Annotated in this window: 22 protein-coding genes and 3 tRNA genes; 5 read left to right on the forward strand and 20 right to left on the reverse strand. The window is 63.5% G+C overall.

Translation table 11 applies throughout. The annotated features are described in order from the left end of the window. The first annotated feature begins 41 nt into the window (after positions 1-41). Complete coding sequence (plsB, locus tag MHM84_RS13100; protein ID WP_239266909.1) at positions 42-2,477, forward strand: glycerol-3-phosphate 1-O-acyltransferase PlsB; 2,436 nt, start codon at positions 42-44, stop codon at positions 2,475-2,477. 12 nt (positions 2,478-2,489) lie between these two features. Here the strand turns inward: plsB and MHM84_RS13105 are convergent, their stop codons facing one another. The 7 genes from MHM84_RS13105 to ampD all read right to left on the reverse strand — a co-directional run bounded on the left by MHM84_RS13105 (position 2,490) and on the right by ampD (position 11,589). Then, positions 2,490-3,194 carry a class I SAM-dependent methyltransferase gene (locus MHM84_RS13105; RefSeq protein ID WP_239266910.1) on the reverse strand — a complete coding sequence of 235 codons (705 nt, stop codon included), beginning with the start codon at positions 3,192-3,194 and terminating at the stop codon, positions 2,490-2,492. Between the two features lie 71 nt (positions 3,195-3,265). After that, positions 3,266-4,081: an undecaprenyl-diphosphate phosphatase gene (locus MHM84_RS13110; RefSeq protein WP_239266798.1), complete on the reverse strand. Its 816-nt coding sequence runs from the start codon at positions 4,079-4,081 to the stop codon at positions 3,266-3,268. Between the two features lie 76 nt (positions 4,082-4,157). After that, positions 4,158-4,844 carry a tRNA (adenosine(37)-N6)-threonylcarbamoyltransferase complex dimerization subunit type 1 TsaB gene (gene tsaB / locus MHM84_RS13115; RefSeq protein WP_239266799.1) on the reverse strand — a complete coding sequence of 229 codons (687 nt, stop codon included), beginning with the start codon at positions 4,842-4,844 and terminating at the stop codon, positions 4,158-4,160. Positions 4,845-4,968: 124 nt separating this feature from the next. After that, on the reverse strand, positions 4,969-5,628 hold the full coding sequence (adk, locus tag MHM84_RS13120; protein WP_239266800.1) for an adenylate kinase: 660 nt from the start codon (positions 5,626-5,628) through the stop codon (positions 4,969-4,971). A 288-nt stretch (positions 5,629-5,916) separates the two neighbouring features. Continuing rightward, a complete protein-coding gene (aceF, locus tag MHM84_RS13125; protein WP_239266801.1) occupies positions 5,917-7,965 on the reverse strand; it encodes a pyruvate dehydrogenase complex dihydrolipoyllysine-residue acetyltransferase in 2,049 nt (682 codons plus the stop codon). Between the two features lie 71 nt (positions 7,966-8,036). Continuing rightward, entirely contained in the window at positions 8,037-10,715 is a 2,679-nt protein-coding gene (gene aceE / locus MHM84_RS13130; protein ID WP_239266802.1) for a pyruvate dehydrogenase (acetyl-transferring), homodimeric type, read from the reverse strand. A 316-nt stretch (positions 10,716-11,031) separates the two neighbouring features. Further along, positions 11,032-11,589: a 1,6-anhydro-N-acetylmuramyl-L-alanine amidase AmpD gene (ampD, locus tag MHM84_RS13135; RefSeq protein WP_239266803.1), complete on the reverse strand. Its 558-nt coding sequence runs from the start codon at positions 11,587-11,589 to the stop codon at positions 11,032-11,034. 77 nt (positions 11,590-11,666) lie between these two features. On the opposite strand from ampD, the gene nadC reads away from it, so the two are divergent. Beyond that, positions 11,667-12,521, forward strand: a complete 855-nt coding sequence (nadC, locus tag MHM84_RS13140) for a carboxylating nicotinate-nucleotide diphosphorylase (RefSeq protein WP_239266804.1) — start codon at positions 11,667-11,669, stop codon at positions 12,519-12,521. Here the strand turns inward: nadC and MHM84_RS13145 are convergent. Then, a complete protein-coding gene (locus MHM84_RS13145; RefSeq protein ID WP_239266805.1) occupies positions 12,499-13,014 on the reverse strand; it encodes a GNAT family N-acetyltransferase in 516 nt (171 codons plus the stop codon). The two genes, nadC and MHM84_RS13145, sit on opposite strands and share 23 nt — an antisense overlap. Positions 13,015-13,056: 42 nt before the next feature. Continuing rightward, on the reverse strand, positions 13,057-13,623 hold the full coding sequence (locus MHM84_RS13150; protein WP_239266806.1) for a cupin: 567 nt from the start codon (positions 13,621-13,623) through the stop codon (positions 13,057-13,059). Between the two features lie 162 nt (positions 13,624-13,785). Here MHM84_RS13150 and tsaA point away from each other — a divergent pair, with 162 nt between their 5' ends. Further along, on the forward strand, positions 13,786-14,538 hold the full coding sequence (gene tsaA, locus MHM84_RS13155) for a tRNA (N6-threonylcarbamoyladenosine(37)-N6)-methyltransferase TrmO (RefSeq protein ID WP_239266807.1): 753 nt from the start codon (positions 13,786-13,788) through the stop codon (positions 14,536-14,538). 27 nt (positions 14,539-14,565) lie between these two features. On the opposite strand, the gene purC is transcribed toward tsaA, so the two are convergent. From purC to dapA, 4 genes are all read right to left on the reverse strand, one after another. Then, positions 14,566-15,279, reverse strand: coding sequence for a phosphoribosylaminoimidazolesuccinocarboxamide synthase (gene purC / locus MHM84_RS13160; RefSeq protein ID WP_239266808.1), 714 nt, complete (start codon positions 15,277-15,279; stop codon positions 14,566-14,568). Positions 15,280-15,401: 122 nt separating this feature from the next. Further along, a complete protein-coding gene (locus MHM84_RS13165; protein WP_239266809.1) occupies positions 15,402-16,214 on the reverse strand; it encodes an MBL fold metallo-hydrolase in 813 nt (270 codons plus the stop codon). After that, positions 16,214-17,188: an outer membrane protein assembly factor BamC gene (gene bamC, locus MHM84_RS13170; RefSeq protein ID WP_239266810.1), complete on the reverse strand. Its 975-nt coding sequence runs from the start codon at positions 17,186-17,188 to the stop codon at positions 16,214-16,216. Before bamC ends, MHM84_RS13165 begins: the two co-directional genes overlap by 1 nt. An 83-nt stretch (positions 17,189-17,271) precedes the next feature. Continuing rightward, a complete protein-coding gene (gene dapA / locus MHM84_RS13175) occupies positions 17,272-18,156 on the reverse strand; it encodes a 4-hydroxy-tetrahydrodipicolinate synthase (RefSeq protein WP_239266811.1) in 885 nt (294 codons plus the stop codon). Positions 18,157-18,444: 288 nt separating this feature from the next. Between dapA and MHM84_RS13180 the strand changes: the two genes are divergently transcribed. After that, positions 18,445-18,921 carry a peroxiredoxin gene (locus tag MHM84_RS13180; RefSeq protein WP_239266812.1) on the forward strand — a complete coding sequence of 159 codons (477 nt, stop codon included), beginning with the start codon at positions 18,445-18,447 and terminating at the stop codon, positions 18,919-18,921. Positions 18,922-18,928: 7 nt separating this feature from the next. Here MHM84_RS13180 and MHM84_RS13185 read toward each other — a convergent pair whose 3' ends face one another. Together MHM84_RS13185 and MHM84_RS13190 are read right to left on the reverse strand one after the other, a co-directional pair. Beyond that, on the reverse strand, positions 18,929-20,029 hold the full coding sequence (locus MHM84_RS13185) for an AI-2E family transporter (protein WP_239266813.1): 1,101 nt from the start codon (positions 20,027-20,029) through the stop codon (positions 18,929-18,931). After that, positions 20,026-20,271 carry a sulfurtransferase TusA family protein gene (locus MHM84_RS13190; RefSeq protein ID WP_239266814.1) on the reverse strand — a complete coding sequence of 82 codons (246 nt, stop codon included), beginning with the start codon at positions 20,269-20,271 and terminating at the stop codon, positions 20,026-20,028. Before MHM84_RS13190 ends, MHM84_RS13185 begins: the two co-directional genes overlap by 4 nt. A gap of 97 nt (positions 20,272-20,368) precedes the next feature. On the opposite strand from MHM84_RS13190, the gene MHM84_RS13195 reads away from it, so the two are divergent. Beyond that, positions 20,369-21,814: a M48 family metalloprotease gene (locus MHM84_RS13195; RefSeq protein WP_239266815.1), complete on the forward strand. Its 1,446-nt coding sequence runs from the start codon at positions 20,369-20,371 to the stop codon at positions 21,812-21,814. A 74-nt stretch (positions 21,815-21,888) separates the two neighbouring features. Here the strand turns inward: MHM84_RS13195 and MHM84_RS13200 are convergent, their stop codons facing one another. The 5 genes from MHM84_RS13200 to MHM84_RS13220 all read right to left on the reverse strand — a co-directional run bounded on the left by MHM84_RS13200 (position 21,889) and on the right by MHM84_RS13220 (position 24,264). Next, entirely contained in the window at positions 21,889-22,515 is a 627-nt protein-coding gene (locus MHM84_RS13200) for a CBS domain-containing protein (RefSeq protein WP_239266816.1), read from the reverse strand. 197 nt (positions 22,516-22,712) lie between these two features. Further along, a complete protein-coding gene (gene nadA / locus MHM84_RS13205; RefSeq protein ID WP_239266817.1) occupies positions 22,713-23,732 on the reverse strand; it encodes a quinolinate synthase NadA in 1,020 nt (339 codons plus the stop codon). Between the two features lie 238 nt (positions 23,733-23,970). After that, positions 23,971-24,046, reverse strand: a tRNA-Lys gene (locus tag MHM84_RS13210). 48 nt (positions 24,047-24,094) lie between these two features. Beyond that, positions 24,095-24,170: transfer RNA gene (locus tag MHM84_RS13215), tRNA-Lys, on the reverse strand. Positions 24,171-24,188: 18 nt separating this feature from the next. After that, a tRNA-Lys gene (locus tag MHM84_RS13220) sits at positions 24,189-24,264 on the reverse strand. Positions 24,265-24,318 lie beyond the last annotated feature (54 nt).

Genomic DNA, 24,318 nt, shown 5'->3' on the forward strand with positions numbered 1-24,318 from the left:
AAACCGTTATAATGCCGCAATATTCTCTTGCCGGCATAGGAGTGGTCTTGCTGACTTCCCTGCTCCAACCGTTGCGTCCGCCACTTCGCAAGCTGCTTGCGCGCTGGGTCGACCTGCGCCTGGTCGAGCCCGCCCCCCACGCGCTGGGTCTCGACCCCACCAAGCCCACGCTCTATGTCCTGTCGCATGCCGCCCTGTCCGACAGCCTGCTTCTGGAAGATTTCTGTGTACGTCACGACCTGCCGCCGCCTGACGCACGGTTGCATCTAGGCTCTCAAGCGCTCAAGGCCTGCGTTGCACTGCCCAGGCCGGGACGACGATTATGGGGCCGTTTGCCGCCCGCCCATGCGCCGTTCGCGGCCCTGATCGATGAGCTCGAGCAACGGCCCGAGCAAGACGTGCAACTGGTGCCGGTCAGCGTGTTCTGGGGCCGGGCCCCGGGCAAGACCTTCGGCTTCTGGAAATTGCTGGCTGCCGACGACTGGAAGCTCACCGGACGCATGCGCCGATTGTTGTCGGTGCTGATCAATGGCAAGGATGTCGAACTTCACCTGGGCGCCCCGCTATCGCTGCGCGAGCTGTACGATGGCCGCGCCTCGGAACTGACCAGCCGCAAGGTGTCGCGACTGCTGCGCGTGCATTTCCGCCGCGTGCGTACCCGAGTATTGGGACCCGACCTGTCGCACCGCAACACGCTGATCGAGGGGGTCGTGGCCAGCCCGGGGATCCAGCGCACCATCGAGGAGTGCGCCACCGCGTTGGGACAGTCGCCCCGGCGCATACGCCGCCGCGCCTGGCGATACGGGCGCGAGATCGCCTCCAACATGAGCTATCCGGTGCTGCGCTTTCTGGCCCAGTTACTGCACCGCCTGTGGAATCAGCTGTATGCCGGCGTTCAGGTCAACGGGCTGGAACGCGCCAAGGCGCTGGCCGGTGACCATACCCTGGTGTATGTGCCTTGCCACCGCAGCCACATCGATTACCTCCTGCTCTCCTACGTCCTCTACCGGGAAGGCCTGATGCCGCCACACATCGCTGCCGGCCGCAATCTCGACATGCCGGCAGTCGGGCCGCTGCTGCGACGCGGCGGGGCATTCTTCATGCGCCGCAGCTTCAAGGACAACCGCCTCTATTCGGCCGTGTTCAATGAATATCTGCACCGTCTGCTGTCGCGCGGCCATCCGGTGGAGTACTTCATCGAGGGCGGCCGTTCACGCAGCGGACGCATGCTGACGCCGCGCCCCGGCATGCTGGCCATGACCCTGCGTTCCTACCTGCGCGGCACCCACCGCGAAGTCGCCTTCGTCCCGGTCTACATCGGTTACGAGAAGGTGCTGGAGAGCAGCAGCTATCTCAAGGAGCTACAGGGCGGCGCCAAGAAGAAGGAATCGCCATTCGATCTGATTCGGGTGCTGGGACAACTGCGCCAGCCTTTCGGGCGGGTCTCGGTCAACGTCGGCGCCCCGCTGCGCCTGAGCGAGTTCCTCGATGACTGCGTCCCTCACTGGCGCCAGACGGAACATGACACGCGGCCGCCGTGGATGACCCGCGCAGTCCCGGCACTGGGCCGGGAACTCAGCCGACGCATCAATGCCTCCGCGGCACTCAACGCCGTCAACCTCACGGCACTCGTGTTGCTCGCCACACCGCACCGCGCCATCGAAGCCGACCTGCTCAAGACCCAAATGGCGATGCTGGTCGACCTGCAACGCGTGCACTCCAACGGCGCCCATCCCAGTCTGCCGGAAGGGACGCCCGACGAGTGGCTTGCCGCCACGCATACGCTGGGCTTCATCGAGCGACGCGGCCAGGCGCTGGGCGAGCTGATCCTGGCCAACGGTCAGCAGGCCACCTTGCTTACCTGGTATCGCAACAACGTACTGCACCTGTTCGCCCTGCCGGCCTTGGTCGCCTTTGCATTCCGCAATAGCGCACGCCTGGATCGCGACACGCTGCATGACCTGCTGGCCCCGGCCTGGCCATTGATCGACCACGAGCTGAGCGTCTCGTTACCCGGCGATTTTCATGAGGCACTCGACACCACGCTCGAATCTCTGGTCAGCCTGGGGCTGCTGCGCTACGAGAGCGGCACTTGGCGACGCCCACCCAGTCACGAGGCGGACAGCGAACGTCTCAGCCTGCTAGGACGTTTGATTCAGCCGTCACTGGAGCGCGGTTATCTATTGCTCGCCGCCCTGCTGCGCTACCCCAGCGGCAGCCTGACCCGGGAGGAACTCGAAGAGCACAGTCACCAGTTGGCCGAGCGACTGACCCTGCTGTCCGGTCTCAACGCCCCCGAGTTTTTCGATCGCCGGCTGTTCAGTGGTTTGCTCGACACCCTGGAAGGGGAAGGCTGGTTATGGCGCGAAGGGAACCACCTGTGCTTCGACAAGGCGCTGGAAGCTGCCCAGTTGCGAGGCCGCGTGCTATTCGACCCGGTGCTGCGTCATCGCCTGCGTCAAATCGCCCGCCAGTGAACGCCAGACGTCTCACTTCAAGGCACGATGAACGTAGAGGTCGTAGCGGCTTATCTTGCCCTCGATCACATGACCCGGCTTGGGCCCTTCGATGGGAGGTGCCTTGCGAGGCCGCTTGACCACGACACGGTGGGTGGCCACGTCGAGCGCAGCCTCGAGCAGACGTGGCGCATCGCTATCGTCGCCTGCCAGCTCGCGAAACAGGCGCATCTCTTTCTTGACCAGTGCCGACTTGTCGCGGTGGGGGAACATCGGATCGAGATGGACGACCTGGGGCGCCACCTCGCTCTGTGCCACGACCTCAGCCAGCTCGCCAGCGGCATCGGCATGCACGGCCTGCATGCGTGCAGTGATCGTCCCCGTCTCTGCATCGCCCCGGGCACGATGCAGACCATCCTCGAGCAACGCGAAGATCGCCGGCACCCGCTCCAGCAACAGTACCTCGGCCCCCAGCGTCGCGAGTACGAACGCATCGCGTCCCAGCCCCGCCGTGGCATCGACGATGCCAGGGGTCACTCCGCTCTTGCCCAACCCGCAGGCCTTGGCCACCAGTTGTCCTCGCCCGCCCCCGAAGCGGCGCCGATGGGCCGCCTTGCCGCTCACGAAGTCGACCTGCAGTGGCTTGCCGTAGTGCGCCGGATCGCCGGCGATGGCCAGCCCATCGGGCGTCTCGATGAGCGCCAGGCCCTGCTCGGGCCGGGCCGGTACCCAAGACATGCCCAGGCGCTCGGCCAAGTCGCGCAGCCCGTCTCCTGCAGCAACGATGCCTTGAACGGCTTGGCTCGCAGTCACACCAGCCACAACCACAGCAACACGCCACCCAACAGCAGGCGATAGACCACGAACGGCCACATGCCGATACGATCCAGCGCCGCCAGGAACAGTTTGATGCAGACCAGTGCGGCCACGAAGGACAGACCGGCGCCGATCAACACGTCATGGATCGCCGCATCCGAGCCCGCCTCGGCCAGTTCCAGCCCCTTGAGGGTGCCGGCGGCGATGATCAGTGGTATCGACAGCAGGAACGAGAAGCGCGCCGAGCTGAACCGGTCGAAGCCCAGCAATAACGCCGCCGTGATGGTGATCCCCGAACGGGACGTGCCCGGAATCAGGGCAATGGCTTGGAACAGACCGATGATCAGTGCCGCCTTGATGGTCAGTGTCGCCAGGTCGCGGCTACGGCTGCCCCGGCTATCGGCCCAGCCCAACAACAGCCCGAAGACGATGGTGGTAATCGCGATGACCAACGACGAACGTAGCGAGAGTTCGATGAAATCGTTGAACAACCCACCAATGATGACGGCCGGCAAGGTGGCCAGCAGCACCATCCAGCCCAGCCAGCTGGACTCGGTCTGACGCGAAGCCAGCGATCCCGAACCGGCGAATTGACCGAACCAGCCAGTCACGATCGCCGCGATATCGCGCCGAAACGCCATCATCACGGCAGCTAGCGTGCCCATGTGGACGGCGACGTCGAAGGCCAGCCCCTGGTCGGGCCAACCCAACAGCTGAGAAGGCAAGATCAAGTGCGCTGACGAGGAAATAGGCAAGAATTCGGTCAGCCCTTGAATGAGGGCCAGTACCACCAGTTGAAACCAATCCATTGATGTTTCCTGTATCCATAGGAAGGAGACGCGCCCGATGTCGCCAGGCCATAGTGCCGATAATCAGCGTTGAGACCTAGCGCTTCTGCCAGGCCACCCGATCACGCAGGTAGATGGGAACGGCCTCATGCGCAGGCTGGCCGCCGCCAGCCTCGAAGTCGTCGGCTGCGAGCAGCACCATGTCGGCCGCATCCGGCTGCATGTCGGGCAAACGCTGGTTCAGAGCAGCCTGGACCGATGTCGGCATGCTATCCCATAGTGACCAACCCGAACCGACACCGCACCAATCGGCGTCCTCCAGGTCCGCCGGGAGGCGTAAACGTTCGGGCGGCATGACCGTCTCGTCGAGCGTTCTGACCAGACGGCCGTCATGGCAATGGTAGGCCGCCACGTAGATCTCGTTCATGCGCGCATCGAGGGCGGGGATCACGTAGCGCAGGTGGTACTGACGATGCGCCGCCAACGCCAGCGCCTCGAGGGTCGAGACGCCGATCAACGGCCTGTCGAGGCCAAACGCCAGGCCTTGAGCGACACCGGCAGCGATCCGCAGGCCAGTGAACGAGCCCGGGCCGCGTCCGTAGGCCAACGCATCCAGATCGGAGGGGGCCAGTCCCGCTTCGGCCAGGACCTCGTCGATCATTGGCATCAGGCGGCGAGTATGCTCACGGGGCGTGAGAGCGAAGCGGGAGATCACCTCGCCCTCGTGCCAGACAGCACAGGAACAGGCACTCGAGGAGGCATCCAGGGCCAGCAGCGTCGACATCGGCGGTTCACGGGGTCATGAAATGGAGTGCGCATTATACGGCGGCACCCCGCCCTGCAAAACCCGCCTTTGAACGACGACGGCCCGGACAAGGTCCGGGCCGTCGACACGACGAGCTAGCCGATCATCGGCCTTCCAACGCCTCGATGACCTGTGCGCGAATGTCTTCGACGCTACCGATGCCCTCGATGCAATGATAGACAGGTGCAGCCGCCGGATCCTGCTCGGCCCATTGACGATAGTAGTTGACCAGCGGTTCGGTCTGCTCATGGTAGACCGAGAGGCGATTGCGAACCGTCGACTCGCGGTCGTCGTCACGCTGGATCAAGCCCTCGCCGGTCACGTCGTCCTTGCCGTCCTCCTTGGGCGGGTTGTAGTCGACGTGATAGACGCGACCGGAGCTGGGATGCACGCGCCGACCGGCCAGACGGTTGACGATCTCCTCGTCGTCGACGGCGATCTCGACCACGTGGTCGAGCTTGACTCCCGACTCCTTGAGCGCATCGGCCTGGGGAATCGTGCGCGGGAAACCGTCGAACAGAAAGCCGTTGGCACAGTCCGGCTGACTGATGCGTTCCTTGACCAGGGCAATGATGATGTCGTCCGACACCAGACCGCCACTGGACATGATCTCCTTGACCTTGAGACCCAGCTCGCTGCCTTCCTTGACTGCCGCGCGCAGCATGTCCCCGGTGGAAATCTGGGGAATACCGAAACGCTCGCAGATGAACTGGGCCTGGGTACCCTTGCCGGCGCCGGGGGCTCCCAACAGAATCAAACGCATCTGTGCTGCTCCTTGGAATGTCGAATCAATGGCTTGTTATCGAAGTCGGTCATGGCCGGCACTGCCGACCAGGGATAAAAACGAGGCGTTAGACGATACCGGTGGCACGGTTGCCAGACAAGCACACTTAAGTCATGGATGTCATGATGACGCATGTCGCCTACTTTAGCGACCGCCGGGCATCATGCCACTGCACTTTGGTTGCCCATGCGTCGCCAGCCGTCGTTTCTCCATGCGTCCAGCATAAAAAAGGCGGCCCGAAGGCCGCCTTGCGTGGCAGAACTGCCGTTACAGCAACAACCGTCGAATGTCGCTCAGTACCTGGGCCAGAAACGCCGTGAAGCGTGCTGCGTCGGCACCGTTGACCGCCCGGTGGTCATAGGACAGGCTCAGCGGCATCATCAGTCGCGGTGCGAAATCCTTGCCGTCCCACACCGGCTTCATCTGCGCCTTGGATACGCCGAGTATGGCGACTTCCGGGGCATTGACGATGGGCGTGAACGCGGTACCGCCGATCGAGCCAAGGCTGGAGATGGTGAAACAGCCGCCCTGCATCTCCTCGCGCTTGAGCTTCTTGGCCTGCGCGCGTTTGGCCAGGTCCACCGACTCGCGAGCCAACTCATACAGCGACTTCTTGTCGGCATCGCGGATTACCGGCACCATCAGGCCATCCGGCGTGTCCACGGCCACACCGATGTGTACGTATTTCTTCCACACCAGCTTGTCGCCGTCCGGGTGCAGGCTGACGTTGAACTGCGGATACTTGCGCAGCGCAAAGGCACACGCCTTGACCAGGAACGGCAGCGGCGTGAGCTTGGCGCCCTCGGCTTCGGCCTCGGCCTTCATCGACTTGCGGAAGGCCTCCAGCTCGGTGATGTCGGCCTCGTCGAACTGGGTGACATGCGGCACGTTCAGCCAGCTGCGGTGCAAGTTGGTCGCGCCCGCCTTGAGCAGGCGGCCCATCGGCTGCTCCTCGACCTCGCCGAACTGGCTGAAGTCGATGGCCGGAATCGGCGGAATGCCGCCGCCTGCCGTGGCGCTCGCCGCCCCGGCTGCCGGTGCGTCCTTGCGCTGCTTGAGCACCTGCTTGACGTAGGCGTGCACGTCCTCCTTGAGAACGCGCCCCTTGGGCCCGCTGGGGGTGACTTCGGAGAGCTCGACGCCCAGCTCGCGCGCCAGCATGCGTACTGCCGGTCCGGCATGGGCCAACTTGCCCTTGCGCGGCTGCTGGCTCGCCATCTGCGCCTCGGGGCTGGGCTTGGCCGTGGCCTCGACCTCGGCGACCTGCTGCGACTTGCCGGCCGGCTTGCGCTCTGCGGCCGCTTCGCGCCTGGGCGTCTCGGCCTGCTTGGGCTTGGGCTTCTTGGCCCCCGCAACTTCCATGTAGCCGATCAGGTCGCCCTCGGAGACGGTATCGCCCTCCTTCACCGACAACTCGACGAGCTTGCCCTTGAAGGGGCTGGGCACATCCATCGAGGCCTTGTCGGATTCCAGCGTGATCAACGGATCCTCTTCATTGATCTCGTCGCCTTCGGAGACGGCAACCTCGATGATCGGCACATTCTCGCTGCCGCCAATATCGGGTACGCGAATCTCCTTGCGCTGGCTTTCGCCTTCGGTTTCCTCGACCTCGCCCTCCTGGGGCTCGTCGACCTCGGCCGTTTCACTGACGGCTTCGTCGCGGCTGGCCGCTTCCTCGGGCTCGCCTTCGTCGCCACCGCCTTCACCGGCGATCTCCATGGTGCCGATCACATCGCCTTCGGAGACGCTATCGCCCTCCTTGACGGCAAGCGAAACGATCTTGCCGCTGTGGGGGCTGGGCACGTCCATGGAGGCCTTGTCGGATTCCAGCGTGATCAGGGCATCCTCGGCATTGACCTCATCGCCCTCGGCCACTGCCACCTCGATAATCTCGACGTTCTCGCTGCCGCCGATATCGGGCACCTTGATCTCCACCGTCCGCTTGCCGCCACCGGACTTCCTGGCCGGCTTGGCCTGCTCGCCGGAAGCCTGCTTGGCGGGTTTCTCCTCGGGCGTGTCTTCCGCGGCCGCAGCACTCTCTTGCTCGGACTCCTGCTCGGCCTCGCCGCCATCCTCGCCCTCGGCCTCGAGTTCGAGGATATCGTCGCCTTCGGAAACGGTATCGCCTTCCTTGACCAGAATCTTGACCACCTTGCCGCCCTTCGGCGCAGGCACGTCCATACTGGCCTTGTCGGATTCCAGCGTGATCATGGTGTCTTCCGGGGCGATGACATCGCCTTCGGACACCGCGATCTCGATGATTTCGACATCGGTGCTGCCGCCGATGTCGGGAACTTTGATGATTTCGCTACTCAAGGTCGCGCTCCTTCCAAATCGTGCACGGGACGGGCAGGCCACGCTCTAAGCGTAGCCTGCCCACCGCCTGATCAGCTGACCAACGGATTGGGCTTGTTCGCATCAATGCCGTATTTCTTCATGGCCTCCGCGACGACCTTACGGTCGAGCTCGCCGCGGTCGGCCAACGCCTTGAGCGCTGCCACTGTGACGAAATAGCGATCGACCTCGAAGAAGTAACGCAACTTTTCACGCGTATCCGAACGCCCATACCCATCGGTACCGAGCACGTAATAGTCGGTAGGTACCCAGGCGCGCACCTGATCGGCGTACAGCTTCATGTAATCGGTCGACGCGATTGCCGGGCCATCGCGACCTTCCAGGCACTGGGTGACGTGCGGCTTGGCCGGCTCGGCATCCGGCTCGAGGAACGCCTTGCGGTCGAGCTCGAGCGCCTCGCGGCGCAGCTCGTTGAAGCTGGTCACGCTCCAGATATCGGCGCCGATGTCGTATTCGTCCTTGAGCAGCTCGGCCGCCGCCTCGACTTCGCGCAGGATGGTGCCCGAGCCCAGCAGTTGCACACGCGCCTTGCCGCCTTCGGTCTCGCGCAGCAGGTACATGCCCTTGATGATGTTCTCGGTGGAACCCTCCGGCATTTCCGGGTGCGGGTAGTTCTCGTTCATCAGGGTCAGGTAATAGAAGCAGTTTTCCTTGTCCTGATACATCCGCTTCATGCCATCCTGCACGATAACCGCGACCTCGTGACCGTAGGTCGGGTCGTAGCTGCGGCAGTTGGGGATGGTCGACGCCTGTATGAGGCTGTGGCCGTCCTGGTGCTGCAGACCCTCACCGTTGAGGGTGGTACGACCGGCCGTACCGCCGAGCATGAAGCCGCGCGCCTGCATGTCGCCGGCCAACCAGGCCAGGTCACCGATGCGCTGGAAGCCGAACATCGAATAGTAGATGTAGAACGGCAGCAGCGGCATGTGGTGGTTGGAGTAGGATGTCGCCGCGGCAATCCACGCCGACATGGCGCCCGCCTCGGTGATGCCTTCCTCGAGGATCTGACCGGCCTTGTCCTCGCGGTAGTACATGATCTGGCCGGAATCCATCGGCTCGTACTTCTGGCCTTCGGAGGTGTAGATGCCGAGCTGGCGGAACATGCCCTCCATGCCGAAGGTGCGCGCCTCGTCGGGCACGATCGGCACGACCTGCTTGCCCAACCCCTTGTGCTTGACCAGACCATTGAGAATGCGCACGAAGGCCATGGTGGTGGACACTTCGCGATCGCCGGAGCCCTTGAGCTGGCTGGCGAACATCTTGTCGTCGAGGCCGGGAATCTCGAGCGCCTCGAAGTCGCTCTTGCGTGACGGCAGGTAACCGCCGAGCTGCTCGCGGCGCAGATGCATGTACTTCATTTCCGGGCTGTCTTCGGCCGGCTTGAAGTAGGGAATGTTGCCGCTGTCGATCTGCTCGTCGGTGACCGGGATGCCGAAGCGATCGCGGAATTTCTTCAGCGCATCGGTATCCATCGACTTGATCTGGTGCGCTTCCATGTCGGCTTCGCCGGAACCGCCGCCCATGCCGTAGCCCTTGACGGTATGCGCCAGGATCACGGTGGGACGCCCGTTGGAGCTGTTCACCGCCTCGTGGTAGGCCGCATAGACCTTGTACGGATCGTGGCCGCCGCGGTTGAGCTTCCAGATGTCGTCGTCGGACAGGTCCTCGACCATTTTGGCGGTCTCGGGATACTTGCCGAAGAAATGCTCGCGGGTATAGGCCCCGCCGTTGGCCTTGTAGTTCTGGTATTCGCCGTCGACCGCCTCATCCATGCGCTTTTGCAGGATGCCCTTGGTGTCCTTTTCGAACAGCGGATCCCAGAAGCGGCCCCACACGACCTTGAGGACGTTCCAACCGGCGCCGCGGAACACGCCTTCCAGCTCGTCGATGATCCGCGAGTTGCCGCGTACCGGGCCATCGAGGCGTTGCAGGTTGCAGTTGACCACGAAGATCAGGTTGTCGAGCTTCTCGCGGCTGGCCAGGTGCAGCGCGCCGAGGGATTCCGGCTCGTCGCACTCGCCGTCGCCGAGGAAGGCCCAGACCTTGCGGTCGTGCATCGGCTGCAGGCCGCGCGAGTCCAGATACTTCATGACGTGCGCCTGGTAGATCGCGGTGATCGGTCCCAGGCCCATGGACACGGTGGGGAACTGCCAGTAATCCGGCATCAGCCACGGGTGCGGATAGGAGGACAGACCGTTGCCATCGACTTCCTGGCGGAAGTTGTCCATCTGCTCTTCGGTCAGGCGCCCCTCGAGGAACGAGCGGGCATAGATGCCCGGGGACACGTGGCCCTGAATGTAGAGCAGGTCGCCCTTGAACTCACCGTTGGGAGCGCGGAAGAAGTGGTTGAAGCCCACTTCGTACAGGGTCGCGCTGGACATGTAGCTGGCCAGGTGCCCGCCCAGCCCCTTGTGCTTCTTGTTGGCGCGGATGACCTGCGCCGCCATGTTCCAACGGATCAGTGAACGAATGCGCCGTTCCATGAACAGATCGCCAGGCATGCGCGCTTCGCGATGCACGGGGATCGTGTTGCGATGGGGGGTCGTCACTGAGAAGGGTACCTGCATGCCATCACGGCGGAACCGGTCTGCCAGACGGCTCATCAGGTACTGGGCGCGCTCTTCGCCCTCACGATCCAGGACCGATTCCAGGGATTCTATCCATTCCGTGGTTTCGATCGGATCGAGATCCTCTCTTGCCTCCAGACTCATAGACGTCTCTCCGAGTGAAGATATTGTGTCAGTCTGCCCTCCCACATCGGGCGGAGGGGCGTATGGCGCTCTTCAGTGCGGGCGCGACCTTCTACGGGCCGTGTCTCCGATAAACCGTCTGTAATTTCTTTACAGATGGGTGCCTCAGGCACGCAAATTCTGCGCACGAAGATACCGCAAACGCTGGCCGCTGCCAATTGAAGCCAATTTGGAAAACCATTCCAAAGGCAATATTGCATAGCAGCATTAGACACTTACGTCACTTCGCTGCCCCGACCGGACCACCTATGTGCATTGTAGCTTGGCTACACGAAATTCAAGGCCGACCAAGACACTGGCGCAGGTAAGCCCAGTCGAATGCCGGGCCAGGATCGCTCTTGCGCAAGGGCGCAATTCGCGCATGGCTGGTCATGCGCTGCGTGCTCAACGCCGGGTAGGCCGCCATTAACGCATGAATGGCGCTGGCCAGGGCATGGTATTGCCGTGCCGTGTAGGGATGAATCTCGTCCCCCTCGAGTTCGATACCGATACTGAAATCGTTGAGGTTGCAACGCCAGCGGCCCTCATCCCACCAGGACGAGCGACCGGCATGCCAGGCACGCCGATCAAACGACACGAACTGCACGCACTCGCCGTCACGCCGGATCAGCAGGTGCGCCGAGACCGTGAGCCCGTCGAGGCCAGCATAGTAGGGGTGTGCATCGGGATCGAGCGTGTTGGTGAACAACCGCTCGATGGCGTCGCCGCCGAAGCATCCCGGCGGCAGGCTGATCGAGTGCAGCACCAGAACGGAGACTTCTCCCTGCGGTCGCTCATTGACGTTAGGCGACACAACGCGCCGGGCTCCGCCCAGCCAGCCTTGGCTAACCTGCATGTCCACTCCCCTGCCGTATCCCCATGGCTTTACCCTATAATGTCGGTATTGTCGCACATCGAAGAGCACGGAAAGCCATGCATTACTATGAAGCCCTTGCGGAAGACATACGCACCAGCGCCGCCCGCCTGTTGGCGGAAGACGTCGGCCCGGGGGACATCACCGCCGAGTTGATTCCCGAGCGCCAGTGGGCCACCGCCCAGGTCATCACCCGCGAGGATGCCGTACTGTGCGGCGTGGCCTGGGTCGACGAACTCTATCGGCGCCTCGACAAGCGCGTGATTCTCAACTGGCATGCCGCCGACGGCGATGCCATTGCCGCCGACAGCGTCTTCCTGGAACTCGAAGGTCCGGCACGCAGCCTGATGACCGGCGAGCGCGCAGCCCTCAACCTGCTGCAGACCCTCTCGGGCACCGCTACGCGCACGCGCGATTATGTCCGCCGGGTCGCCGATACCGGCGTGCGCCTGCTGGACACGCGCAAGACCCTGCCCGGCATGCGTCTGGCGCAGAAGTACGCCGTCACCTGCGGCGGTGGGCATAATCACCGTATCGGGCTTTACGATGCCTTTCTGATCAAGGAGAACCACATCGCAGCTTGTGGCAGTATCGCCGCGGCAGTGAAGGAAGCGCGCAAGATCGCCCGCAACCTGCCGGTGGAAGTCGAAACGGAAAATCTCGATGAGTTGAGTCAGGCGCTCGAGGCCGGGGCCGACGTCATCATGCTCGACAACTTCACGCTGGACGATATGCGCGAGGCAGTGCGCCTGACCGAGAAGCGGGCCACCCTGGAGGCCTCCGGCAACGTCAGCGAAGCCACTCTGGAAGCCATTGCCGCCACTGGCGTGGACTGTATTTCCATCGGCGCCCTGACCAAGGACATCAAGGCCATCGATCTGTCGATGCGTGTCACCCAGGTGGCGACACGCTGACCTCGCCCGGCGGGGCCAACGGCTTTTCCAGCACGACGCGGTTCAGCCGTTCGCCCCGTCGTTCGATCCACTCTTCGCCAAGCCGCCTCCAGCCACGCCGCTCGAGCCCCGGCGCCAATGTCAGGCTGGCTTCGATACGCAATCGGCCGACCCCCCGGGCACGCATTTCATCCTCGGCGTAGTCGAGCAGACGCGACCCGATGCCCTGCCGGGCCAGCGCCGGCCACACGTACAGCGTCTCGATCCGTGCGCCCCCGATATCCAACTCCACGAAGCCTACGCAACGTCCATCACAGGCCGCGACCAGCGTGGTGAACAGCACCTGGCGTGCCGCCCATGCCGCCGCGTCACGCGGCAGGGCGCTTGCCCAGGCGTCACGCTGCGCCAGGCTGTAATGACCGGCCGTGCCCTGCATCACGGCATGATGGAAGACTTCGCCCTGATCGGCGGCATCGGCAGGCAGGGCAGCACGGTAACGAATGCGTTCCAGCATGGCGTCATGTCTCGTGATGGGTGAGAGTGTCGACGGGCCGCCTCACGCCGCCTGCTCTCCGCTCAAGGCCTCGTAGCGCGGAAAGCGCGAGGCGATCTCGCTGCCGGTCGCCTGAGCCGCCTGGGCCGCGCTGGCGGTGAACAGGCGAATGGCCGTGAAGTTGGGCTCCGGCCCCATGTCGAACCAGTGCGGCGTGCCCGCCGGCACCGAGATCAGACTGCCGGCCGCGCAACCGATGACGTAGACCCGCTGCTCCAGATGCAGGTAGAAGATACAGCCGCCGCGCACGAAGAGGTACATTTCATCCTCGCTGTAGCGATGCTCATCGAGAAACTCCTGGCGCAGCGCGGCCTTGTCGGGGTGGTCCGGTCTCAGCCCGATCACGTCGGCACTGGCGAATCCACCCTCGCGCTTGAGGTTATCGATATCTTCGGCATAGGCCACCAGCACGTCGTCCTGGTCGGCGTCAGGCGCCAGGTCGGGGCGCGGTTCGCAGCGTCCGAAACGCACGCCATGGGCTGCCAGTTCCGCAGCGATGCGCTCATCTTCGTGGGTGGTCAGGATCGGTTGCTCACCGTCCGCTTCGTGGTAGACATGCAGAAAACTCATGACCCGCCTCTCCTTAGCTTCGGTTCTCGTTCAGCGTGACGGTCCAACGCCGTTACATGGCGTGACTGACTTCCTGTCACAGAGCAGCCTACACAATGGCCAATTGTCAGGACAATGGCGAGGGGACTCGCTCGCGCCCACTACGCACGGCATAATGCCTGCATGTTCGAGCACCCACCATCCCCAGCGCCGCAGGCCGCCTTCGATCTGACTGCCATAGGCAGGATCGCCAGCGATTATCCCGACAAGTTCGGCATTCCCCGGCAACCCGGCCTGGTACCTGCCGGTCGCGCGGTGCTGCACCTGCTGCCGCCCTACGACGATCCGCTCGCCGTACGCGGCCTCGATCAGGTGAGCCACTTGTGGCTAACCTTCGTCTTCCATCGTAGCCCCCAACGCTGGACGGCGCTGGTGCGTCCGCCGCGCCTGGGCGGCAATGCCAAGGTGGGTGTCTTCGCGACCCGCAGCACACACAGACCCAATCGCCTGGGCTTGTCGCTGGTTACGCTGGAGCGCATCGAGATCGACAACGGCGTGCGCCTCTACCTGCAGGGGCACGATCTGGTCGATGGCACGCCGGTACTCGACATCAAGCCTTACCTGCCCTGGGCGGAGTCACTGCCCGAGGCGCGCGCCGGGTTCGCGCCGGATGCGCCACCCCGGCGCGAAGTGCGCTTCACAGCGCAGGCAATGATCGCGATTGACGAGCGTGACGATGCCGGTTCGCTGCGTGAACTCATCCGGCAGGTACTCGCCCAGGATCCTCGCCCCGCCTATCGGCGAGGCGCCGAATCGCGCATCTATGGCGTGCCGCTGCGCGATGTCGACGTGCGCTTTCGCGCCTGCGACGACGGTGCGGACGGCATTGCCATGGAAGTGGTGGAGATCGTGCCGCTGGCCAAGCCTCTCGACTGAGGTCAGCGGCACGCACGAGGCAAAGCGTTAGTCGAACTCGATTCCGAGTCGACGCCCGACCTCTTCATAGGCTTCGATCACGCCTCCGAGTCCTTGGCGGAAGCGATCCTTGTCGAGCTTCTCGCGGGTCTTCTCGTCCCACAGGCGACAACCGTCCGGGGAGAACTCGTCACCCAGCACGATCTCGCCCTTGAACACGCCGAACTCGAGCTTGTAGTCGACCAGCAGCATGCCGCCGTCGAGGAACAACTGCTTGAGCACGTCATTGACCTGGAAGGTCAACGCCTTCATACGCGCCAACTGTTCGGGCGTCGCCCAACCGAAGGTCTCGGCCAGCGACTCGTTGATCATCGGGTCGCCCTTTTCGTCGTTCTTGAGGAACAGCTCGAAGGTCGGTGGATTGAGCGTCATGCCCTCTTCCACCCCCAGACGACGCACCAGCCCGCCTGCAGCCAGGTTGCGCACCACGCACTCCACCGGAATCATGTCCAGCTTCTTGACCACGCATTCGGTATCGGAAAGCAACCCGTCGAAATGGGTGGGAATCCCCGCCGCTTCCAGCTTGCCCATGATGAAGGCGTTGAACTTGTTGTTGACCATGCCTTTGCGCGCCAGGGCTTCCTTCTTTTTGCCGTCGAAGGCGCTGGTGTCGTCGCGGAAGTGCAGGATCAGGCGATCCGGGTCGTCACTGCGATAGACGGACTTGGCCTTGCCGGCGTAGAGCTCGTCACGTTTTTCCATGGGAGGCAATCTCCGAGTGAAACTTGAAATGGGCCGAGAAGGTTCGAGGCCGTTCCAGAATTGCTGAAACGGCATGGATTAAGTATGCAAAACGTTACTGCATATCGCTTGGGCTCATTGCCCTAGGCGACTTCTTGCCAATCGAAACCGTGCTCCTGAGCGGCGATCAGCAAGCGTGACTCGTCGCCGTCGAGCAGAGGAACCAATGCCTCCCAGGCCAGTTCGGGGCGATTGTTGTGCTCAGAGAGGTGCGAACAGACGATACGCTGCAGGCGATCCAGGCCCAGCCGCTGCAGCAAGACTTGCGCCTGGGCATTGGCCAAATGTCCCCACTTGCCACCGACGCGCCGCTTGAGACTCGGAGGGTATGGCCCCTCGGCCAGCATGCGAGGATCGTGATTGCACTCCAATATGAGCGCATCGCAGCCGTTGAAGGCCTCGACGACATGCTCGGTGGGATGCCCCAGGTCGGTCAGCACACCGAGTTGCCGACCATGCGCACGAAAGCGAAACTGGACCGGCTCGCGAGCATCGTGCGGCACGGTAATCGGATCGGCCTCCAGCCCCGCAATGGCAAAGCGCGCATGCGGCGTCAGCAAATGGTGCCGCGGCACTTCGCCCAGCCGCTTCGACAGCCAGGTACCGGCACTCAGGTAGACCGGCAGGCCGTGGCGGCGCGCCAGCGCCCCCACACCGGCAATGTGGTCGCCATGTTCATGAGTGACCAGCACGGCGGAAAGCTGCCGCGCATGCAGGCCGAAACGCGCCAGGCGTTTTTCGGTCTCGCGCAGCCCGAAGCCGCAATCGACCAGCACATGGGTCTCGCCGTCGCTGACCAGCGTGGCGTTGCCCTTGCTACCACTACCCAGTGAGGCAAAGCGCAACCCTGCACCGGTCGGCACGGAAGAGGCGTCAGTCTGGCGAGGCGCAGCCATCAGCGCAGGGCCGTCGCCAAGGCATCGAGCAGCTCACGCGATTCGGCGCTGGACAGCGGCTCGCCGTCGGTCGGTGCGACACTGACCCGTGTCGATTCCGGCCCGGCGCTTTCTACCTGCAAGCGATAGCGTCGCACCGGCGCGTCGCCTTCGAAGAAACCAAAGAACCCGCCCCGGTCGGCATCGCGTAGCGCGTAATCGACCAGGAACTCGCCCGTGCTACGGTTCTGATCGACCAGCTGACGCGTCTCGCTATCGAAACTGTTCTCGAGCTGGTAATGCAGTTCCGACCAGGCCCGGTCGAAGCCCAGCGACATCAGCAACTGCCACTCCCCGGCTTGATTCTCGAGGCGCACCCGGTCGTCGCGGGACAGGTTCTGGGCCGCCAGCGATACGCTTTGCTCCTGGGCGCCCATGGACGTCAGGTAATCGTTCAATGCCGTCAGGCACTGTGCGTAAGGTGCCGGCGTAGCGGCTGTGGCCGCAGGATTTTCGCAGCGCACCTCACTGGTATTGCCACGCAAACCCTGGCGTACCCGCAGCTCGGCCTGATCGGTCTCGATCCGCCCGCTGGCAGGGTCCAGCGACGTCACTGCCAGGCCACGCTGCTCGACGAAGCCCTGCAGACGGGGCCAGACGCTGGCAGGCGCGGCATTGACCAACAGCCAGCGATCCGCCCCCGCTTCACGCATCTCGACGAAGGCGTCTTCGCCCTGCCGGCTAGCCGCCAACGGTTGGGGGCGCGGCGCATCGAACTCGTCGCCCGAGGCCAGGAAATCGCTGCTGGCGCTCGGCACCGGCATGGCATCCTGATAGCGACCGGGCTGGCGTGACTCGGGCAAATCGAGCGGCTCGGCCATGCGGGCGTTACGGTACTCTTCGTTGCGATCGTAGTAGTAGCCGTCTCGCGCACAACCGCTCGCCAGTAGAGCGATGGCGACGGTCAGCGGTATCAACTTGGAGGCGGGATTCATGCATCTACCTTCTCTTGTACGTGCAAACCGGCACGGATCGGCCGCGAACCGGCTATCCGATCGCGGCATCGCTGCAACGCAATTCAGTCGTTCAGTACGCCGGCGAGCTGCAGGGCTTCTTCGACGGTGGTGTGGTACTTCTCGGACAGCCAGGTCATCGGCAGACGAATGCCTTGCTCGGCGTAACCCATGCGATGCAACGCCCACTTCACCGGGATCGGGTTGGCTTCGACGCCTAGCCCCGAATGCAGCGGCAGCAGTCGCGTGTTGATCTGGTGCGCCCGGTCGCTATCGCCGGAAACGGCCGCCTCGCACAGCTCGTGCATCAGGCGCGGCGCGACGTTGGCGGTGACCGAGATATCGCCATGACCGCCCATCAACATGAAATCGCAGGCCGTGCCGTCGTCACCGGAGTACAGGGCGAAGCCCGAGCCCCTGAGGCGATCGACCAGTTCCTCGGCACGCTCCAGGTTGCCGGTGGCGTCCTTGAGCCCGACGATGTTGTCGAGTTCGGCCAGGCGGAACACGGTCTCGTTGTACAGGTCCGAGCAGGTCCGCCCAGGCACGTTATAGAGGATCACCGGCAGGTTGGCGCCTTCGGCCACGGCCTTGAAATGCTGGTACAGGCCTTCCTGGGTCGGCTTGTTGTAATAGGGGCACACGGACAGGCAATAGTCGGCGCCCACTTCCTTGGCGTAGCGCGCCAGCTCGACCGCCTCGGACGTGGCGTTGGCGCCGGTGCCGGCGATGACCGGAATGCGACCGCGCACTTCCTCGACCACGGTGCGAATGACGTCGAAATGCTCGGCAAACGACATGGTGGTGGGTTCGCCGGTGGTGCCGGCAGCGACGATGGCATCGGTGCCACTGTCGAGGTGGAAGTTCACCAGGCGACGCAACGCCTCCCAATCGATCTCACCCGTGACTTTCATTGGGGTCGCCAACGCGACGATGCTGCCTGTGATCATCCTGCGATGCTCCTGTGAATCCGGCGCTGACCGGCTGCCACGGGCCCTGACGGCCGTCGGCCTACTCGACTTGTACGTAACCGCGGCGGCGCCTTGCGCTCCGCCGGGATGGATCCTGTTCAGCCTATCGAAACCCGGTCGCCACGACCGGTACATGGCCAGATGGCCAATGGTACTCAGACGGCGAAAGCGTGTACAGGTTCAGCGGCGGCATGCGCGCTGAGACTTTACAGACTCGCCGCGCTTGCGTGTAATCGTGGCCTCTCGTCACGACACAAGGAAACGTCCATGAGCGTCAATGTCGGCCAACCGGTTCCCGACTTCACCGCCCAGGCCACCAGCGACATTACCGTCACCCTATCCGCCCTGCGCGGCAAGCAGGTGGTGATCTATTTCTACCCCAAGGACAGCACCCCGGGCTGCACCACGGAAGGCGGCGATTTTCGCGACAACATGCCCGCCTTCGAGGCCGCCAACACGGTCGTGTTCGGCGTCTCCCGCGACGGCCTGCGTGCCCACGAGAACTTCAAGGCCAAGCAGAGCTTCAACTTCGAACTGATCTCGGACAAGGACGAGGCACTGTGCCAGCTGTTCGACGTCATCAAGCTCAAGAAGATGTACGGCAAGGAGCACCTCGGCGTCGAGCGCAGCACCTTCCTGCTCGACCGGGAGGGCAAGCTGGCTCGCGAATGGCGCAAGGTCAAGGTTCCCGGCCACGTCGAGGAGGTTCTCGCTGCAGCCAGGGAACTCAACGCCACTTCCTGAGGTGCATTTACTGCAGGTCTACCTTCGACGCCGCCGCTTCCTGGTCCCGCTTTGCCACGCTGCGGGGCCAGGCCTGGACCAATGCCTTGAGCAGAGTGGCCAGCGGAATCGCGAAGAACACGCCCCAGAAGCCCCAGATCCCGCCGAAGAACAGCACGGCGAGGATGATCGACACCGGATGCAGGTTGACCGCCTCAGAGAACAGGATCGGCACCAGCACGTTGCCATCCAGGGCTTGCAGCACGCCATAGGCGACCAGCACATAGGCGAATTCCTCGCCGATGCCGAACTGAAAGCCGGCCACCGCCGCCACCGGTACCGTGGCCACCGCCGCGCCGATATAGGGCACCAGCACCGACAGACCGACCGCCAGACCCAGCAATGCGGAATACTGCAGACCGAAGAACCAGAACGTCACGTAGGCGGTAATGCCGACGATGAAGATCTCGATCACCTTGCCACGCACGTAGTTGGCGATCTGGTCGTCCATTTCGTTCCATACGCGCGTCATCAGCGTACGCTTATTGGGCAGCAGTGACAGCGTGAAACGGGTCAGCGTTTCGCGATCCTTGAGCAGGAAGAACACCAGGATCGGCACCAGTACCAGATAGATGATCAGCCCCAGCAGGTTGCCCAGCGAGGCCAACGACAGCGTCAGCGCCCGCTGTCCCAGCAGAGTGATCTCACGTCCCGCCGTGGCGATCCAGTCCTGCATCTGATCCGGGGTGATCAGCGTCGGATAACGCGCCTGCAGTTCATCCAGCCACAGTTGCACACTGGCGAACATGCTGGGAACCTGCTGGATCAGGTCGACGGTCTGGTTCCAGACCAGAGGCATGACGATCAGCGCCAGCGCCAGCAACGTACCCAGGAACACCAGGAACACCAACAGCACCGACAGCAGGCGCGGCAGGCCGAGCCGCTCGAGCCAGGCCACCACGCCCTGCAGCAGAAATGCAACGACCAGGGCGGTGAAGAACGGCGCCAGCATCTTGCCCAGCCAGATCACGGCGGCAAAGCCGAGTATCAGCACCAGCAGCAGCACTACCGCTTCTTCGTCGGAGAAGTAGCGTTCGACCCAGCCCTTCAGGACATCTCTCATCGTCATGCAACGACACCGCCCTTGCGTATCCAATAGTGAAACTCATCATCGATCTCCTCGCGGGACACCAGTTCGAAGTCGCTCTGATCGATGAACGTCTCGAAATCCCGCCAGGAGCCGGGGTCGGTCGCCAATACGTGCAACAACTCGCCTTCAGCGAGGCGCGACAAGGCCTGCTTGGTCTTGAGCAAGGGTAGCGGGCAGTGCAGGCCACGCGCATCGAGTACATCGTCGGGTTGCAGGGCCATGCCACCTCCCGGGAAAATGGTTGAGAGGCATCGATTTAAAGGCACTTTTTCCTGCGAATCAATGTCGGAGCCTAGGGAGTTTCCAACGAGGATGGCCATGCTGCGCACATTTAAATCCTGCCTGACGATCGGTGCCCTGGCACTTGTCCCTTGCGCCATGCCAGCCGTGGCCGACGATTATGGCCTGCCCTCGCTGGGCAGTGGGGCAAGCAGCGTGTCCGGCAACGAAGAGCACCGTCTCGGTCGTGCCTGGCTGCGCCAGTTCCGCGCCCAGACCGACACCTGGCAGGATCCGATCGCCCAGACCTACGTGGACTCGCTGATCGAGCGCCTGCTGCCATACAGCGACCTCGGCGACATTCGTATCGTCACCACCCTGGTCGACAGCCGCCTGCTCAACGCTTTCGCCGTCCCCGGTGGCGTCGTCGGGGTGAACGCCGGTCTGTTCGCCTTCGCCGAAAGCGAGGATGCCTTCGCCTCGGTACTTGCCCACGAGTTGGGCCACCTCTCGCAGCGGCATTATGCACGGCGTATGGAGCGCGTCGAGGAAACTCAACTGCCGACCATGGCCGCCATGCTCGCCGGCATGGTAATCGCCGCCGGGGGCGGCGGCAATGCCGGGCTGGCGGCGATGATGGGCTCGCAGGCCGCTTTCATCCAGGACCAGCTCGCCTATTCGCGGCGCTTCGAGCAGGAAGCCGATCGGGTCGGCCTGGAAGCCATGACCCAGGCCGGCTTCGACCCCCAGGCCATGCCCGCCATGTTCCGCGCCATGCAGCGCCTGACCAGCCTGCAGGGCGGCAACCCGCCCGAATTCCTGCTGACCCACCCGGTCACCGAGTCGCGCATCAGCGATACCCAGAGCCGTGCCGACCAGTTGCCCTCATCCACCCGCCGCGACAGCGATCCGGCCTATGCGTTGATTCGTGCCCGCGCCCTGCTGGAACTCAACGGCGACAATCCCGCCCAGGCCATGGCACAGCTTCGCCAGGACGATTCGCCCACCAGCGCCGAGCGTTACCTGCAGGCGCTGATCGCCGCCCGCCAGGAACGCATCGACGAAGCCCTCGCCACACTCGATGCCCTGTCTCGCGAGTTACCCGACTTGTCGCTGATCCCGGCCACCGCCGTCGAGATCGCCCTGAACGCCGGCCGTCGCGACGACGCACTGACCCGCGCCGAGCGCATTCTGCGCCTATCGCCGAACTACTTCCCGGCCCGCCTGCTACGCGCCGAGATTCTGTTGCAGCAGTCGCCCGGCGACGCCTTCGACGTGCTGCGCGAACTCAGCCAGCAATATTCGGAAACGCCGCAGGTCTTTGCGCTGCTCGCCGAAGCGGCCGGCCGCAGTGGTCACGAGACCTGGGGGCACCTGGCGCGTGCCGAGAGCCTGCAATTGACCGGCCACATCGACCGGGCCATCAAGCAGTTGGACGTGGCCGAAGACGTCGCCAAACGCAGCGACGACTTCAGCATGGCCAGCCGGATCCGCCAGCGACGGGAAGACTTCATGGACTATCGCGAAACGCTGCGGCAGTTCTAGCGGTCCATGGTATCGCACACGACGCCCTGCCAGTCACTGGCGGGGCGTCGCTGCATGGAGTCGAGAGACTGGGTTCAGCCCGCGTGACCGAGAATGACCTGGCAGATCGAGGCGAACGTGCGCGCTTCGGGTGGTCGATCGAGTTTGATTCCCAGTGCCTGGCTGATGTCGGTCGTCGAAATCAGACCGCGAATTCTCGGCTGGCCATCGGCATCAGGTTCGGTCACCAGCAGATGCTGATCACCCGAAGAGCGTAGCGTCTCGACGAGATCCCCGATCCTGGCCCGCTCGAGCTTGGCCAGCGGCAAGGCATGCAACTGGTCGTGCGGCGTCTGGACCATCTCCACGGTGACGTCTTCCCGATCGATCTGACGTCGTTGCATGGCCAGCGTCACCAAACGCCCGCCGATCAGCTCACGGGCGGTAATGACACCGGTGAATCGCTCTTGAGCGTCCACCACCATCAGCAGCCGCACGCCGGCCTGCTTCATCGCCTCCAGTGCCCGTGTCGTCGGGCTGCTGGCAGCGATACAGTGTGCCCGTGTCACCTGGAAATCGGTCAGCAGCGCGCGGGCAGGGCTATCCAGGCCGAGCGAGGGAGTCGATGCAGTTGGTTGAGCGATGCGACTGACCGGCCCCAGGCTTTCCAGGGTAAGCGCCACATAACGTGCAGTTGGCGAAGCGAGTGTCGTACTGGACATGTTACCTCCTGGCATGAGCCATGGATTGCTGTCGACAGGGTATCGACCATGGCGGTGATCTGACACTTGATTAGGCTGCATACAATATGCCAGTTACCAGAATACTCCGCATCCTTTACCACTAACACCCTCTTCCCCATACGACGACGCCCCTGCGAGTCATCCGACAGGGGCGCCTTGCACCAGCACGATGCGGATCAGCGTTTGAAGTTTAGCATGCGTTCCAGCGGCTTGAGCGCCCGCTGGCGCAGCCCAGCATCGACGAAGATCTCGCCACTGGTGTCGCGCAGCGCGCCGGCCAGGTTATCGAGCGCATTCATCGCCATCCACGGGCAGTGGGCGCAGCTCTTGCAAGTCGCGCCGTTGCCGGCGGTCGGCGCCTCGAACAAGATCTTCTCGGGCACCGCCTGCTGCATCTTGAAGAAAATGCCGCGGTCAGTGGCGACGATCAGGCGCTGATGGGGCAACTCGCGCGCAGCATTGATCAGTTGCGAGGTGGAACCCACCGCATCGGCAATCTCGACCACGCTGGCTGGCGACTCGGGGTGCACCAGTACCGCAGCGTCCGGGTAGAGCGCCTTGATATCCTGGATGCCCCTGGCCTTGAACTCGTCGTGGACGATGCACGCGCCGTCCCACAGCAGCATGTCGGCACCGGTCTTCTGCTGGATGTAACCGCCCAGATGCTTGTCCGGGGCCCACAGAATCTTTTCGCCCCTGGCGTGCAGGTGCTCGATCACGTCGACCGCAATCGACGACGTCACCACCCAGTCGGCACGCGCCTTTACCGCTGCCGAGGTGTTGGCATAGACCACCACGGTACGCTCGGGATGGGCGTCGCAGAATGCGCTGAACTCGTCCGCCGGGCAGCCGATGTCCAGCGAGCAGGTCGCCTCCAGCGTAGGCATCAGCACACGCTTCTCGGGCGACAGAATCTTGGCGGTCTCGCCCATGAAACGCACGCCGGCCACCACCAGAGTGGAGGCTTCGTGACGCGCGCCGAAGCGGGCCATTTCCAGGGAGTCCGCCACGCAGCCGCCGGTCTCCTCGGCGAGGTGCTGGATGGCATCGTCGGTGTAATAGTGGGCGACGAGGACCGCGTTGCGTGCCTTCAGCAGGCGCTTGATCTCGTCGACGCGCGCTTCATCCTCGGCGGGAATCCGCGTGGGGCAGTAGGCGCGGGCCAGGTGCTCACGCACCAGTGCGCGGGTTGTCATGGTCGTCATCGTGTCTACCACTGTGACTGGCAGGGGCTCCCCCTGCGTTACAGAAGCGCCGGAGCTGATCGTCTTCGCGCTCTCGACGCACCTGCCGGGATGGTACTGCGCCTCGCGCACCTTTCCCAGTCCCGGATACTGGTTTGGACATCGATGGCGGCGGCGATATCCAGGGTACCGAACAAGATACATAGAAAAATGCCCTCGCATCCGGGGGATACGAGGGCATCAAGAAGCATGGTGGGTCGTGTAGGATTCGAACCTACGACCAATTGGTTAAAAGCCAACTGCTCTACCAACTGAGCTAACGACCCGCAACAGGCTGGCATCGAATCGATACCTGACCTATGCGGCGGCGGTGATGGTGGGTCGTGTAGGATTCGAACCTACGACCAATTGGTTAAAAGCCAACTGCTCTACCAACTGAGCTAACGACCCGCCGCCGGGCCGTCGAGATGGTGGGTCGTGTAGGATTCGAACCTACGACCAATTGGTTAAAAGCCAACTGCTCTACCAACTGAGCTAACGACCCTCTCGACAGGGCGCATATGTTACTTAGCGCGCCTGATCCTGGCAAGAGGAATTT

It is taken from the genome of Halomonas sp. McH1-25 (assembly GCF_022348165.1).
In the GTDB taxonomy this organism is placed as follows: domain Bacteria; phylum Pseudomonadota; class Gammaproteobacteria; order Pseudomonadales; family Halomonadaceae; genus Modicisalibacter.

Coding starts and splice junctions, on each gene's coding strand:
- aceE (WP_239266802.1), bottom strand. CDS start 10,715: ATGAGTCTGGAGGCAAGAGAGGATCTCGATCCGATCGAAACCACGGAA.
- MHM84_RS13180 (WP_239266812.1), top strand. CDS start 18,445: ATGAGCGTCAATGTCGGCCAACCGGTTCCCGACTTCACCGCCCAGGCC.
- MHM84_RS13165 (WP_239266809.1), bottom strand. CDS start 16,214: ATGGCTGCGCCTCGCCAGACTGACGCCTCTTCCGTGCCGACCGGTGCA.
- MHM84_RS13185 (WP_239266813.1), bottom strand. CDS start 20,029: ATGACGATGAGAGATGTCCTGAAGGGCTGGGTCGAACGCTACTTCTCC.
- MHM84_RS13105 (WP_239266910.1), bottom strand. CDS start 3,194: ATGTCTTGGGTACCGGCCCGGCCCGAGCAGGGCCTGGCGCTCATCGAG.
- MHM84_RS13110 (WP_239266798.1), bottom strand. CDS start 4,081: ATGGATTGGTTTCAACTGGTGGTACTGGCCCTCATTCAAGGGCTGACC.
- MHM84_RS13150 (WP_239266806.1), bottom strand. CDS start 13,623: ATGAGTTTTCTGCATGTCTACCACGAAGCGGACGGTGAGCAACCGATC.
- MHM84_RS13195 (WP_239266815.1), top strand. CDS start 20,369: ATGCTGCGCACATTTAAATCCTGCCTGACGATCGGTGCCCTGGCACTT.
- MHM84_RS13145 (WP_239266805.1), bottom strand. CDS start 13,014: ATGCTGGAACGCATTCGTTACCGTGCTGCCCTGCCTGCCGATGCCGCC.
- MHM84_RS13190 (WP_239266814.1), bottom strand. CDS start 20,271: ATGGCCCTGCAACCCGACGATGTACTCGATGCGCGTGGCCTGCACTGC.
- tsaA (WP_239266807.1), top strand. CDS start 13,786: ATGTTCGAGCACCCACCATCCCCAGCGCCGCAGGCCGCCTTCGATCTG.
- purC (WP_239266808.1), bottom strand. CDS start 15,279: ATGGAAAAACGTGACGAGCTCTACGCCGGCAAGGCCAAGTCCGTCTAT.
- dapA (WP_239266811.1), bottom strand. CDS start 18,156: ATGATCACAGGCAGCATCGTCGCGTTGGCGACCCCAATGAAAGTCACG.
- adk (WP_239266800.1), bottom strand. CDS start 5,628: ATGCGTTTGATTCTGTTGGGAGCCCCCGGCGCCGGCAAGGGTACCCAG.
- bamC (WP_239266810.1), bottom strand. CDS start 17,188: ATGAATCCCGCCTCCAAGTTGATACCGCTGACCGTCGCCATCGCTCTA.
- nadC (WP_239266804.1), top strand. CDS start 11,667: ATGCATTACTATGAAGCCCTTGCGGAAGACATACGCACCAGCGCCGCC.
- MHM84_RS13200 (WP_239266816.1), bottom strand. CDS start 22,515: ATGTCCAGTACGACACTCGCTTCGCCAACTGCACGTTATGTGGCGCTT.
- tsaB (WP_239266799.1), bottom strand. CDS start 4,844: ATGTCGACGCTGCTGGCCCTGGATGCCTCCTCGAGTGCCTGTTCCTGT.
- nadA (WP_239266817.1), bottom strand. CDS start 23,732: ATGACAACCCGCGCACTGGTGCGTGAGCACCTGGCCCGCGCCTACTGC.
- ampD (WP_239266803.1), bottom strand. CDS start 11,589: ATGCAGGTTAGCCAAGGCTGGCTGGGCGGAGCCCGGCGCGTTGTGTCG.